The organism is Cupriavidus sp. 22TCCZM04-2 (assembly GCF_057798895.1).
On sequence record NZ_JBYOJS010000016.1, the window covers coordinates 94,766 to 106,815 of the forward strand.

At 66.2% G+C, this 12,050-nt stretch carries 9 protein-coding genes and 1 pseudogene; 7 read left to right on the forward strand and 3 right to left on the reverse strand.

The features are described from left to right. Window positions 1-213 precede the first annotated feature (213 nt). From AC3FKG_RS21975 to AC3FKG_RS21985, 3 genes and pseudogenes are all read left to right on the forward strand, one after another. A complete protein-coding gene (locus AC3FKG_RS21975; RefSeq protein WP_488744110.1) occupies window positions 214-1,695 on the forward strand; it encodes a flavin monoamine oxidase family protein in 1,482 nt (493 codons plus the stop codon). A 39-nt stretch (window positions 1,696-1,734) separates the two neighbouring features. Further along, window positions 1,735-3,185 (forward strand): annotated as a pseudogene (locus AC3FKG_RS21980) (arylsulfatase). After that, the gene (locus tag AC3FKG_RS21985; RefSeq protein ID WP_483713715.1) at window positions 3,182-4,183 is read left to right on the forward strand and encodes a formylglycine-generating enzyme family protein; all 1,002 of its coding nucleotides are present in this window, start codon (window positions 3,182-3,184) and stop codon (window positions 4,181-4,183) included. Before AC3FKG_RS21980 ends, AC3FKG_RS21985 begins: the two are co-directional and overlap by 4 nt. Window positions 4,184-4,588: 405 nt before the next feature. Here the strand turns inward: AC3FKG_RS21985 and AC3FKG_RS21990 are convergent, their stop codons facing one another. Both AC3FKG_RS21990 and AC3FKG_RS21995 read right to left on the reverse strand, forming a co-directional pair. Beyond that, window positions 4,589-5,584 (reverse strand): HpcH/HpaI aldolase/citrate lyase family protein, encoded by a 996-nt coding sequence (locus AC3FKG_RS21990; protein ID WP_483713714.1) that lies wholly within the window; start codon window positions 5,582-5,584, stop codon window positions 4,589-4,591. A 47-nt stretch (window positions 5,585-5,631) separates the two neighbouring features. Further along, window positions 5,632-6,699, reverse strand: a complete 1,068-nt coding sequence (locus tag AC3FKG_RS21995; RefSeq protein WP_483713713.1) for a MaoC family dehydratase — start codon at window positions 6,697-6,699, stop codon at window positions 5,632-5,634. A gap of 306 nt (window positions 6,700-7,005) precedes the next feature. On the opposite strand from AC3FKG_RS21995, the gene AC3FKG_RS22000 reads away from it, so the two are divergent. After that, a complete protein-coding gene (locus tag AC3FKG_RS22000; RefSeq protein WP_488744111.1) occupies window positions 7,006-8,376 on the forward strand; it encodes an MFS transporter in 1,371 nt (456 codons plus the stop codon). 23 nt (window positions 8,377-8,399) lie between these two features. On the opposite strand, the gene AC3FKG_RS22005 is transcribed toward AC3FKG_RS22000, so the two are convergent. After that, the gene (locus tag AC3FKG_RS22005; RefSeq protein ID WP_483713711.1) at window positions 8,400-9,380 is read right to left on the reverse strand and encodes an AraC family transcriptional regulator; all 981 of its coding nucleotides are present in this window, start codon (window positions 9,378-9,380) and stop codon (window positions 8,400-8,402) included. Between the two features lie 209 nt (window positions 9,381-9,589). On the opposite strand from AC3FKG_RS22005, the gene AC3FKG_RS22010 reads away from it, so the two are divergent. Genes AC3FKG_RS22010 through AC3FKG_RS22020 form a run of 3 tightly spaced genes read left to right on the forward strand, consistent with a single transcriptional unit; the run spans window position 9,590 to window position 12,037 of the window. Further along, window positions 9,590-10,366: a glucose 1-dehydrogenase gene (locus AC3FKG_RS22010; protein ID WP_488744112.1), complete on the forward strand. Its 777-nt coding sequence runs from the start codon at window positions 9,590-9,592 to the stop codon at window positions 10,364-10,366. A 38-nt stretch (window positions 10,367-10,404) separates the two neighbouring features. Beyond that, window positions 10,405-10,911: a 2,4'-dihydroxyacetophenone dioxygenase family protein gene (locus tag AC3FKG_RS22015; RefSeq protein WP_488744113.1), complete on the forward strand. Its 507-nt coding sequence runs from the start codon at window positions 10,405-10,407 to the stop codon at window positions 10,909-10,911. A gap of 16 nt (window positions 10,912-10,927) precedes the next feature. Next, the gene (locus tag AC3FKG_RS22020) at window positions 10,928-12,037 is read left to right on the forward strand and encodes a glycerol dehydrogenase (protein ID WP_483713707.1); all 1,110 of its coding nucleotides are present in this window, start codon (window positions 10,928-10,930) and stop codon (window positions 12,035-12,037) included. Window positions 12,038-12,050: the final 13 nt, after the last annotated feature.

The window sequence follows — 12,050 nt, forward strand, 5'->3', positions numbered from 1 at the left end:
AACCATAGCCCGAAGCCAAATTTTCACTTTCGTCATCCCGCAGGAATACTAGGGTAACTACCCGGTTCGCCTGCAACAGCGAGAGGAATGGCGCCGGGTGCACGTTGCCTCCTGGTTGTAACAAACGAAAGCAACGCCATTGCCGCTTTCGGACATCGCCCGCCTGACGGCTGCCCTATGCTCGGATCGAAAGGTAACCGCAACAGGATTGTCATGGGAAATAATTCGGGACATCGGAAGGCAGCCGCTTCCCTCGACCGACGGGGGTTCATGCGCCAGACCGGACTGGGCGCAGGCGCGATTGCGCTTGGCAGCGTGGTCGGCGCTCCGGAAGCCCACAGCAAGCCTGGCGAGACGCAGCGCAAGGCGAAATCCAGGGGTGTCGACTATGACGTGATCGTGCTCGGCGGCGGCTTCGCCGGCATCACGGCGGCGCGCGAAAGCAGCAAGAACGGCTACAGGACCCTTGTGCTCGAAGCCCGCGACCGGCTCGGCGGCCGCACCTACACCAGCCAGTTTGCCGGCCACATGGTGGAGCTGGGCGGCACCTGGATCCATTGGACACAGCCGTTCGTCTGGGCAGAGGTCCAGCGATACAGGCTCGACGTGATCGAAACGCCCGAGTCGAACGTCGATCCCGCCGGCGTGCACGCCGTAGTGCTGGTGGACGGCCGCCGGGAGTACCTGGACACGCCGGAACGGCTCGGCGACGTGTTCGGCGCCTTCAACCGCTACTTCGCCGACGCCGGCAAACTGTGGGAGCGGCCCTACGACGCGAAGTACCGCTGGCCCGCCATTGCCGCAGCGGACAGGCTGAGTGCCAGCGACATCGTCCAGTCCATGAAGCTCTCGCGCCTTCAGCAGGTCGCACTCGACGGCTATCTGGCCGGCCTGTCGCACTGCCCGCCCGGCATGGCGTCGCACATCGAAGTCAGCCGCTGGTGGGCGTTGCCCGGCGGGAACCTGACCGCCCTGCGCGACGCTGCCGGCCGCTACCGGTTCAAGGACGGCACCATCAGCCTGATCAACGCCATGGTGGCCGACGGCAAGCCGGAGATCCGGCTGTCGACGCCGGTCCGCGCGGTCGAAGACCTCGGCAGCCATGCCGTGGTCACCACGCAGGCCGGCCAGCGCCTGCGCGCTGCCAGCGTCATCGTGGGGCTGCCGATGAACGTGCTGCCGGGCGTGCAGTTCTCCCCGCCGCTAGATGCCAGCGTCGTGGCAGCCGGACAGGAACGCCATGCCGGCCGCGGCGTCAAGCTGCTGATCAAGGTGAAGGGGCGCGTCGCCGATACCCGTGTGCTGGCGTTGGCCGATCCCACGCATCCGCTGCCGCTGATCATCACCTACGCGGCCGCCGACGACCACACCGTCCTCGTCATGTTCGGCCCCGATCCGAAGCGCATCGACTACCAGGACAAGGCCGCGGTCCAGCAGGCACTGCGCGACTTCTTCCCGGATGCGCAAGTGGAAGAGGTCCACTTCCACCCGTGGACCGAGGACCCGTACAGCCTGGGCACCTGGGCCAACTACCGCCCCGGCTGGTTCGAAAAATACTACGCGCACTTCCAGCAGGACCGTGGCCGCGTGATCTTCGGCCAGGGCGACCATGGCGAAGGCTGGCGCGGCTTCATCGACGGGGCGATCGGCGCGGGCATCCGGGCCGCCGAGCGCGCCAAGATCATGCTGGGCTAAGCCTTCCAACGTCCTCGTTCCTGACACGCCATGAAACCCATGCACGCAAGCAAGACGCCGCGCGTCCACCGGCTGACCCGGCTGGTCGCCACGACCCTCGTGACAGCCGCCGCCCTGCTCGGCTCTTCTGTCGCGGCGGCGCAGCAGCAGAAGCCGAACATCCTGCTCATCCTGGTGGACAACCTCGGCTACGGCGAGCTTGGGGTCTACGGCGGCGGCGCCTTGCGTGGCGCGCCCACGCCGCGCATCGACAGGCTGGCCGGCGAAGGCATGCGCCTCACCAACATGAACATGGAGCCGCAATGCACGCCCAGCCGCTCCAGCATGCTGACGGGCCGCTACGCGATCCGGTCTGGCACTTATTCCGTGCCCATCGGCGGAGCGGCCGACGGACTCACGCAATGGGAAGTCACCATGGCCGAGTCGCTCTCGGACGCGGGCTACGCCACCGCCCTCTACGGCAAGTGGCATCTGGGCAGCACGGACGGCCGGCTGCCCAACGACCAGGGCTTCGACGAATGGTATGGGATCCCCCGCACCACGAACGAGGCGCTCTGGCCCGGCTCCAATGGCTTCTCGCCAGACCGGATGAAGCCGGAGTACATCATGGAAGGCCGCAAGGGCGAGAAAAGCCGGGAGCTTCGGGTCTATGACCTGGAGCAACGCCGCCTGATGGATGCCGACCTCACACGCCGCTCGATTGCGTTCATGGAGCGAGAGGTCAAGGCCGGAAAGCCCTTCTTCGCGTTTGCAAGCCTGACCCAGCCGCACTATCCCACGGTGCCGAACGCTTTGCCGGCAAGACCGGCAACGGCGACTGGGCCGACATGCTGGCCGAGATGGACGCGAATGTCGGCCAGATGCTGGACGCGGTCGATCGTCTCGGCGTGCGCGACAACACCATCGTCATCTTCGCCAGCGACAACGGCGCCGAGTACCTGAAGCCGTGGGACGGCTGGTCCGGGCCGTGGCGCGGGCAGTACTTCACGGCTTATGAGGGAGGCATCCGGGTGCCCTTCATGGTCCGCTGGCCAGGCAAGATACCGGCCGGCCGCGTCAGCGACGAGATCGTGCACGGCGTCGACCTGTTCCCCACCATCGCCCACGTTACCGGCGCACGCGTGCCGGGGGACCGCCCGATCGATGGCGTGGACCAGACCGGCTTTTTCGAGGGCAAGACCGACAAGTCCGCCCGCGAGGGCATCCTGATCTGGGTGGACAACCGCCTGCAAGCGGTCAAATGGCACAACTACAAGGTGCACTTCTACCAGCAGGACAACATGGAAGCCCCGCCCGTCAAGCTCGGCATTCCGCGCCTGTTCGACCTCTACACCAATCCACAGGAAGACGAGCACAAGCGCGCCTTCTCGAGCTGGGTGCTTGGTCCCATGCTGAAGATGATGGGCGCATTCGAGGCGAGCGTGAAAAAGGCTCCCCTGATCCCGATGGGAACGCCTGACCCGTACCAGCCTCCCGAAGCACGGCCATGAACAAGCTTGACGCCATGACTCCGGAGACTGATCCGGATGCCGGGATGGCGCGGATTCCCGGCGGGTCGTTCCTGATGGGATCGGATCGTCACTACCCTGACGAAGGGCCGTCGCACCGGGTGAAGGTGTCTCCGTTCCAGATCGCGCGGACTGCCGTCACCAATGCTCAGTTTGCCCGCTTTGTCGCGCAAACCGGCTACGTCACCGTCGCCGAGCGTCCGCTCGATCCGGCCATGTATCCCGGTGCCCTGCCTGAACTGCTGGTGCCCGGCGCGCTCGTGTTCACCAGGCCGCCACAGCGCGTCGACCTGCGCAACATCGGGAACTGGTGGTCCTACGAGCCGGGCGCGAACTGGCGGCATCCACTCGGGCCGGGCAGTTCCCTTGCCGGCCTGGACGATCACCCGGTCGTCCAGGTGGCGTACGAAGACGCCGAGGCGTATGCCGCCTGGGCTGGCCTGGCATTGCCCACTGAAGCCGAATGGGAGTTCGCCGCGCGAGGCGGACTGGACGGCGCCGAATTCGTCTGGGGCGACGAACTCACGCCAGGCGGCCAGCACATGGCGAACACCTGGCAGGGCGAGTTTCCCTGGCAAAACCTGTGCGCCGACGGGTACGAGCGCACCGCTCCGGTCGCGGCGTACCAGCCCAACGGCTACGGTCTGTACCAGATGGCCGGCAATGTCTGGGAGTGGACCGCCGACTGGTATCGGTACCGGCACGTCGGCGCGCAGGCAAGCAAGCCCTGCTGCATCCCGCAGAATCCGCGAGGTGGCGACATAAGCGAGAGCTACGACGGCCGCGAACCGGAAAGCCGCATTCCCCGCAAGGTCATCAAGGGCGGATCGTACCTGTGCGCGCCCAACTATTGCCAACGCTATCGCCCCGCCGCCCGCTACCCCCAGCCGGTGGACACGGCGACATGTCATGTGGGCTTCCGATGTGTGAAACGCGAAGACCCGCAGGGGCGGTCTTGTGCCTCTCATACGGCAAGATAGGTACAGAGCGCGCGCGACAGTTCTTCGTCGAACCGATCCCAGCGGGAACGCTGCCGCGTCCCAGGGCGAAATCTTCGCCCTCCAACAACGCGCTATCTCCGTCCGCCGCGGGCAACCAGGCTTGCCATCGGCTAGCCGATCGGTTGCCGATGGCAAGCGGCCATTGCGCTGTCTGACGCTTGGCGCCTGACTATAATACCGACGGCATCCAATGGCTGGAAGCGGCCGGTGTCTGACCCGCTCGCAGCGGTATCCACTGGTCACGTTGCGTCAGGCGGTAATCAAATTCTCGATTACCGGCGCATACAAAGGCCAGCCCAAGCACGGTCGCGCACGTGCGGTACACATCCTTGTTATGGAGAGGACCACACGCGATGGCAGCTGCCGTGCAGGCTAGTGATCAAGTCATTCCGAGAAGAAGCGCCGTTCCGCTTCAGCCGGAATGGTCATGCCAGTGACTCTCGCCTTCTGGAGGACCTCCCAGAAGTAGCGGTAGGTCGCCCTGTCGTGCAATTCCCCCTTGTACTGGATTGGCCCCCATTCGGCGTCCTGTGCCGCCACGAGAATGCCTGCCGCATCCTCGACCTCGCTGAAGTCCGGCCGCATCGCGCTGACGATCGGCAGGATCTGTGCGGGATAGATGCTCCACATACGAAGGAAGCCGAACTCGCAGCGCGCGCGGCGCGCATCGCCGGCGATGACGTCGGCGTCTTTCAGGTTCAGGCACACGTTGTGCGCCGGCACGATGCCGTTGGCCAGGGCCGCTGCCACCATGTCGGCCTTGGCACGCGCCAGCAGGGCGTGCTCGAACTGCCCTGGGCTGCGCATCGCCGCTGCAGGGATGGCTCCATGATGGCCGCTCACGAAATCCATCAGGCCGAAGTCCAGCACCTCGATGCCCGGCAATTCGGCAATACGGAACACATCGCGCAGTGCCCCGTGCGTTTCGATCAACACATGGACAGGAATAAGACGCTGCAGGCCGGCCTTCAGCGCGGCCTCGCCGATGTACTGGATCACTTCCGCGACCTGCCCCACATTGGTCGCCTTGGGGATCGTAAGGTAGGCCAGCCGTTCGTTGGCTGCCTCGACGATGATGTCCACGTCCTGGCGCCAGGCCGGGTGCGACGGATCATGGATACGCGCGCCGGCGCGGCCGAAGCGGTTGCGTTCCGAGGCGATCATGCGGGCCACCATGCCGGCGTGATCGCGCTCCTGCCCGGCGGCGGCGCCGTCCTCGCAGTCACACGTCACGTCGAAGACGGGGCCGTATTCGACCTGCAGGTCCATGGCCTTGCCGATCAGTTTCTCGCTGCCGGCGAAGTGCTCGCAGGCGGGCAGCACGGGGAAGGGCCTCTCGCCCGCGAAGAGGGCGTCATTCGGATGCGTTGCGATTGTCATGTCTTGACTCGATGAGGAACTGAGTTGGGGCGTACTGCCGGCGCGTCCTAGCGGACGCGCTTCGGCATGGCGATGGTGTAGTCGAGGTCGAGCACCACGTTAGGCGGATGGTCGGGCCTGCCGTCGGCGGGAGGCGGAAACGAGATGGACCCGGCGGCAGCATTCTTCACGGCGATCATCCGCAGGCGCAAACCGCCCACATGCGGCTGGCCGAGGTCCGGCTTGTCCAGCACCATGGTGGCGCATGCGATGGTGTCGCCGGCGTGCGTCGGGTTCACATGGCTGCCGCCGTTGATGGCGAGTATCGACAGGCCGTTCTCAAGGCCATCGTAGGCAAGGGAACGGCAGACGGAGATGACGTGCCCGCCATAGACCAGCCGCTGTCCGCCGGCCAGCGCCATGGCATGGCCATCGAAGTGCGCCCGGGCCGTGTTCTGGTACAGGCGCGTGGCGAGACTGTGGTCGCTGTCATTGATGGTCATTGCGCCCGGATGATCAATGCGCTCGCCCGCTGCGTAGTCGTCCCACAGGTCGCCAGTGCCCGTCAGCGCCGGGATTTCGCTCACGCGTGCGGTGTAGTCGTTGCGCCGCAGGAGTTCCGGAGCCACCACGGGCTGCCTGGCAGGCACCACCGTCTCGCCACATGCGGCGCCGTGGTCGCGCTTATGCACCATGACCCAGCGCACCCAGCTCAACACCTCGCGCCCGTGCTGATTCCGTGCGACGGAGCGCACGTACACCACGCCGCTCCTGCGACTGGAGTTCTCCTTCAGCCCGATGACTTCGGTTTCGACCGCCAGTGTGTCGCCGGAATAGACGTGCGAAAGAAAGCGTACTTCCGCATAGCCCAGATTCGCCACCGCATTTAGCGAGATATCGGGCACCGTCTTTCCGAAGGCGGTGTTGAACACCAGCATGTCCTCCAGCGGCCGACGCTCGAAGCCCAATTGCACGGCGTTCGTCTCCGCGGTGCACAGCGCGGCACGGCTGCCGGTTAGCCCGATGTACAGGCTGCGATCGCCCTCTGTCAACGTACGTGGCGTCGCGTGGCGGATCTTCATGCCAACGCGAAAATCCTCGAAGAAATTTCCGCTGCGATTTCTGTCCCTCTTCATCTGCGTTTCCTTGCTCCTGTCGCATGTCGCTGGCGGACTGCGATACGTGCTCGTCCGCGCCTGCCTGACATGTAAGGGAATGCTGCGTGCCCGTCGGAAGCGCGTCAACCACCCATTTCAAGCGGGTATGACCGCTTATGTCCCGTTGTTTAAGTACCGGCATGGTTTTCCCTTTCCCACCCGCTTCGGGCATTGCGACGGCAATTGCCTCACGCCAACAATGCCGGAACGCAACGGCCGCGCCAGCGGCGCCGGCTGGTCCCGGCGGCCACGACATAACGACTACACCACAACAGAGGAGACACCATGACCGGCTCACCCCCAATCATCGACGTCAAGCGATTCATCGACGAACAGCGGTTCTCGCCCTACCAGTGGGGCATTCTCGCGGCCTGCTTCCTGATGATCGCCATCGACACCTACGATGCCTTCGCCGTCGGCTTCGTCGTGCCAGTGCTGATGCAGGAATGGCACATGGATAAGGCGTTGTTCGGGCCCGTCATGAGTGCATCGATCTTCGGCATGGCCATCGGCGCGCTGATCTCAGGCCCGCTCTACGACCGCAGTACGCCCAAGACCGTCATGGTCTGCTCCATGATCCTGTTCGGCCTGTGCAGCTTTGGCAGCACGCTGGCCGAGACACCGCTGCAACTCGGCCTCTGGCGCCTGGTGACCGGGCTGGGCATCGGCGCGGCCGTCCCCGGCGCGACCACCCTGGTCTACGAATATGCCCCGGCGCGGCGCAGCGCGCTGGTGGTCAACACCATGGCCTGTGGCGGCATGGTCGGCGCGGCGGCCTGCGGGCTGACGGCGGGCATGCTGATCCCGGCCTACGGATGGAAAAGCCTGTTCGTGGTCGGTGCAGCGGTTCCCATCGTGCTGGCGCTGTTTGTGCGGTTCACCATGCCCGAACCGCTGCGCTTCATGGTGTTGCGCGAATGGCCGGCCGCGCGCATCGCCGCCGTGCTGCGCCGCATTGCTCCGACGCAGTCCCTCGACGGCGCGCGCTTCGTGCTCTCGGAGGAACAGGGCACCGGCCGCCAGTCCGGCATGGCGGTCATGCTGTCGCGCCGCCTGCGCACCGGCACGCTGATGCTGTGGCTGACCTACTTTGCGGGCACCTTTGCCTATTACCTGCTGATGGGTTGGATGCCGACGCTGGTGCAGGAAGCCGGCGCCTCTCTGCGCCAGGCCACCATGGCCCCCAGCCTGCTGTCGATCGGCGGCATCGTCGGCGCGTTCGGCGTGGGCTGCCTGATGGACCGCTTCGAGCGCAACGCCGTGGTGGCGCTGGCGTTCGTGCTGGGCGGCATGTCCGTATGGATGATCGGCCAGCAGACCTCGCATCCCGTGCAGCTGCCGCTCTTCATCTTCCTCGCCGGCGTCGGCCTGAACGGCGCGATGTTCTCCATGGGCGGGCTGGCCGCGATGTTCTATCCGACGAGCGGTCGTTCGTCGGGCGTGGCATGGATGTACGGCGTTGGCCGGATCGGCGGCATCCTCGGCCCGATTGCCGGAGGCGTGCTGCTGCGCACCAGCGGCGGCTCCGGCATGTTCTTCACGGTGGTGATGGCAACGGTGATGGTGCCGGCGGTCGCGCTGTGGATCAAGCGCCGTGACGGAGCGCGTGCCGGCCACAGCCCGGGCGTCATCGCCACCGACGCGAAGGCCGGCTGACGCTGACTCCCGGCCGTCGTACGCTACCGGCCCTCGCGAAGATGGCGCCGGTACTGGTGCGGCGTCGCCCCCTTCCACCGGCGGCAGGCGCGGATAAAGTTGGAGACTTCGCCATACCCCAGCGCCTCCGCCACCTGCTCCAGCGTGAGGCCCGTCGCCAGCAGCTCGTCGGCGAGGGCTTCGCGGACCTCCTCCTGCAACTGGCGGAACGTCGTGCCCTCCTCCGCCAGCCGGCGGCGCAGCGTGCGCGACGTCATGTGCAGTTCATCAGCCAGCGTCTCCATGTCAGGCAGTTGGCCGGGGCGGGCGACCAGCCGGTCGCGCAGCCGCCCGCCCAATCCGTCTCGCGCGCGGCGCTGGGCCAGGATCGCCTGGCACTGCGCCTCGCACTGGCGCGCGACGTCCTCGCTCGCGCCGGGCAGCGGGCGGTCGAGATAGCCGGTCGCGTCCTTGACGATCCGGTTCTCGGCGGCGCCGAACTCGGGCGTCATGCCGAACAACGCTTCATAGGGCCGCGCATCGGATGGCGGGGCGATGCGCAGGCTCACGCTCGTCACCGGCAAGTTCGCCTGGACCAGATCCCGCGTGATGCTCGCCATGCTCGCGCAGCCCCGGTCCACGATGAAGGTGCGCACGTCTTCCGGCACGTTGTGGTCGTCGAGGGTCGACACGATCGAATTCCCCTGCACCTCCGTGTGGATACGCGGGAACGGATAGGACAGGTCCACATAACGCACCGCCATCGCCACCGCGTGGCGCAACGTTGCGCAACTCAGGAGCGCAAACCCCCAGATGCCGTATGTCGTCACCCGGTAGCGCCGCCCGGCGTCGATGCCGATTCCCGGGATATGGCCGAGCACCGCCACGAGGTTGCGGATCAGTTGCAATTCCTGCCGGGCCTCCACCACCGCACCGGGGTCCGACAGGCGCTGCCAGTCGATCCCGGTACCTGCCAGGCAGCGGTCACCCGTCAGACCATGGTCGAGGCCGAACTGGACGAGCAACTGCACCCCCGGACCGTTGTGCCGGGGGAAATGGCTGGACTGTGGACTGGACTGCGACATAGCGGCAGGAGGTGAGAAAAACAGGCTGTCCGGAAATGACAATTTTCTGTCCGAATATGCCATAACGCGGCCGACATCGCCAACTTAGGATTGCGCCACAAGGAAACCGGCCACACCGCGAGCCGGAAGCAATGGAGACATAACTTCAAATGCGACTGCAGAACAAGATTGCGCTCGTGACCGGCGGCGCTTCCGGCATGGGACTCGCCTTCACCCGGCGACTCGCCCAGGAAGGCGCGAAGGTCTGGTTTACCGACATCAACGAAACCGGCGGCAAAGCGGCGCAGCAGGACCTGAAGGCGGCCGGCCTCGACGTGGCGTTCCTGCTCCAGGATGTATCGGCCGAAGCCGACTGGTTGCGTGTGCTGGATCTCGTGCGCTGCACCGATGGCCGGCTCGACGTGCTGGTGAACAATGCCGGCATCGCCATCTCGCACCATATCGAGACCTGCACGGTCGAGGACTTCGACCGGACCATGAATATCAACCTGAAGAGCGTCTTCCTTGGCTGCAAGCACGGCCTTGCGCTGATGAAGGAGAAAGGCGGCTCGATCATCAACGTATCGTCGATCACCGCGATCTGCGGCGAACCGGTGGCGCTGGCTTACAGCGCGTCGAAGGCCGGCGTGCGCTACCTGTCGAAGTCGGTGGCGCTGCACTGCGCCGAGAAGGGCTACGCCATCCGCGTCAACAGCCTGCATCCCGGCTATATCGACACCCCCCTGCTGGCCGGCAGCAATGCCGGAGGCCGGCTGACCGAGGCCGAGATCATGACCTCGCGCGTGCGCATCGGCGGGGAGATCCCGCTGAAGCGGCGCGGCACCCCCGACGAGGTCGCCGGTGCCGTGCTGTACCTGGCAAGCGATGACTCCACCTATGTCACCGGCACCGAGCTGGTGGTCGACGGCGGCTACGCTTGCCACTGAACCGCATCCCGACAACGACAAACCCACGGAGACCCCACATGGCCCTTCCCGCCGTCCAGACCGAGCAGGACCGCCTGCTCACTGTCGACACCACCGCCCATCCTTTCCTCAAGTCGCTCGGTGGCCATGCAGGCACCGACATCTTTCCTCTCTTTCTCGACCCGTACAACGGCCTGATGGTGATGCGCGCCCGCTTCGCGCCGGGCCTCACGCTGCCCCTGCACTTCCACACCGGCGCGGTGCACATGTACACGATCTCGGGCTGCTGGTACTACACGGAGTACCCCGACCAGAAGCAGACCGACGGCTGCTACCTGTTCGAGCCAGGTGGCTCGATCCACCAGTTCAACACCCCGGCCGACGGCGGCCCGACCGAGGTCATCTTCATGCTCTTCGGCTGCAACGTGAACTACATGCCCGACGGCACCTTCCTGGGCCTGTCCGATGCCGGCCTCATCAGGAACTGGGTCGACCGCGCCATCAAGGAGCAGGACAACGGCTTGCAGTACATCTCGGCCGCCGCACCGACGTACTCGGCAAAATGATCCACGGAGAGATGGCATGTTGCGCATGATGGGTTTCCCGGGCCAGTACGTGCAGGGGCCGGGCGCGCTGCGGGAACTGGGCGGACTGCTGGCGAAATCGGGATGGCGGCGGCCGCTGGTGCTGTGCGACGCCATCGTCACCGACAAGATCTGGCCAGTGGTGTCCCACGGCCTGCAAGCGGCCGGTATCGTCGCCCGGCACGTCCTGTTCCCGGGCGAATGCACGCGCGCTGCCATCGACGCCCTCGCAGACCAGTCGCGCGAAGGCAACCATGACGTGGTGGTCGGCCTCGGCGGCGGCAAGGCACTGGACACGGCCAAGGGCGTGGCGCTGGCACTGGACGTGCCCATCGCGGTCTGCCCGACCATCGCGTCCAACGACGCCCCCACGAGCCGCGTGATCGTGCTGTACGACGAGGCCCACCGGCTGGCGGGCGCGGAGTTCCTGAAGTCGAACCCGGCTGCGGTCATCGTCGATACGCAGGTCATCGCCCAGGCTCCCGCCCGCTTCTTCGCGGCCGGCATCGGCGACGCCATCAGCAAGAAATTCGAGGCCCGCCAATGCAGGGCGACCGGGCGCAACAACGTCTTCGGCACGCCGCCGCTCGACACGGCCCTGCTTCTGGCGACTGCCACCTACGACACGCTGGTGAAGCACGGCCCCGCCGCATACCGCGCCGTGCTCGAGCGGCAGGCTGACGAGGCCGTGGAGCGTGTGGTCGAGGCCACCGTGCTGCTCAGCGGCGTGGGGTTCGAGGGCGGCGGGCTGTCTCTGGCTCACGGGCTGACGCGCGGCTTCAGCGCCATCCCGGTCCTCGCGAACGCGCTGCATGGCGAACAGGTGGCCTTCGGCGCGCTGGTGCAACTGGTCGCCGAGGGACGTCAGCAGGGCGAGATCGACGAGCTTCTTGGCCTGCTCTGCACGGTCGGCCTGCCGGTCACGCTGGCGGCACTGGGCCTGCCTTCCACCCAAGCCACCGCCGCCGTGGCGCAAATCGCCGATCTCACGCTGGCCGGCCAGGTCGGCCAGGTCATCAGTCCGCCCCTCACCCCCGCCCGGCTCGAAACCGCAATCTGGCGCGCCGACCGGATCGGCGCCGCCGCGCTGAACCGCTGCAACCCATAACAAGCCGACAACA